Genomic DNA, 1466 nt, shown 5'->3' with positions numbered 1-1466 from the left:
CCGACGGGGCGCTGGCCGCAGCGCGGCGGGCGGACGCCGAGCTGGCCGCGGGCACCGACCGGGGTCCGCTGCACGGCGTGCCGGTCGGCGTCAAGGATCTCATCAACGTGGCCGGGCTCCCCGCGACGATGGGTTCGCGGCACTTCGCCGGACACGTCCCGGACACCGACGCCGAGTGCGTGACCAGGCTGCGCCGAGCCGGAGCCGTCATCGTAGGCAAGACCACCACCCACGAGTTCGCGTACGGCCCCACGGGCGACCGCTCGGCCAACGGCCCGTCGCGCAACCCTCGGGATCCGGCACGCATGTCCGGCGGCTCCAGCGGCGGCAGCGCGGCTGCCGTGGCGGCGGGCCTGGTGCCGCTCGCGCTCGGCACCGACACGGGCGGTTCGGTCCGGATTCCGGCCGCGCTGTGCGGGATCGCCGGGTTCAAACCGGCGTACGGGGCGATCCCGGCGGACGGCGTGTTCCCCCTGTCGCAGAGCCTCGACCACGTCGGCGTCCTGGCCGGGGACGTGCGGGACTGCCTGATCGCCTACCGCTGCCTGGCCTCCGCCCAGCTACGTGAGGACGCCGGTCCCGCGCGTGTGGGCTGGCTCGATCCCGGCGGGCTGTTCGCCGGGGACCCGCGGGTGGTTCACGCGGCGCGCGCCGTCGCAGGTGACGTGGCGGAGGTGCGGCTGCGGCAAGGGCTCGGCGAGGAGTTGCGGGAGACGTACACGGCGATCCAGAGCTGCGAGGCGGCGGCGGTGCACGCCGACCGGCTGGCCGAGGCGCCCGAGCTGTTCAACCCGGAGGTACTGGAACGCCTGCGCTCGGCCGCCGAGATCCCCGGCTGGCGGTACGTCCGGGCCCAGGCCGCGCGGTCCAGGCTCGCCCAGGACGTGGGGGCGCTGTTCGAGCGGCACGACGTGCTGGCGCTGCCGGCCGCGCCCATCGTCGCGCCGCTGCTGGAGCAGCGTGAGACCGAGGTGGACGGCCGGCCCGTCGCCGTGCGGCAAGCCCTGCTCGCCCTGACCAGTCCGTGGAACGTGCTGGGGCTGCCCGCGCTGACCGTGCCCGCCGGCACGGTGGACGGCCTGCCGGTGGGACTGCAGCTCGTCTGCCGTCCCGGGCGCGAGCTCCACCTCTTCCAGATCGCCCGTCACGCCCTCGAAGAGGCCGCCGGTCACGCCCTTGAAGAGTCGGACGAGCCGGGGATGACGGCGGCGAGCTCGGGGATGCGGGCCCGGTAGCCGTCGAGCAGGCGGCGAGCCGTCGTCACCGAGTCGACCAGCGGGTGCAGGGCGAACGCCTCGACCGCCAGGCGGGCCGAGCCCGTCGTGGCGGCCTCGATGGCGGCCTGCTCCACCGCCTTCACCTGCTGCACCAGGCCCAGGAAGCGGCCCGGCAGGGGGCGCGTGGCCAGGGGGCGGACGCCCGAGCCGTCCACCGCGCACGGGATCTCGACGACCGCGTCCGCGGGC

At 75.9% G+C, this 1466-nt stretch carries 1 protein-coding gene and 1 pseudogene; one reads left to right on the top strand and one right to left on the bottom strand.

The genetic code is table 11. The features are described 5' to 3' along the window. Positions 1 to 1235 (top strand): amidase (locus tag AB0J09_RS64600; protein ID WP_360714381.1); only part of this gene is annotated, 1235 nt, incomplete at its 5' end. Here the strand turns inward: AB0J09_RS64600 and AB0J09_RS64595 are convergent. Beyond that, positions 1169 to 1466, bottom strand: a pseudogene (locus tag AB0J09_RS64595) (6-phospho-beta-glucosidase); the annotation flags it as partial. The gene AB0J09_RS64600 and the pseudogene AB0J09_RS64595 overlap by 67 nt on opposite strands.

Origin of the sequence: Nonomuraea sp. NPDC049784 (genome assembly GCF_040659615.1) — a bacterium.
Classification (GTDB): domain Bacteria; phylum Actinomycetota; class Actinomycetes; order Streptosporangiales; family Streptosporangiaceae; genus Nonomuraea.
Note: the sequence above shows the minus strand (reverse complement) of the source record. Positions and strands in the feature narration are given on the sequence as shown.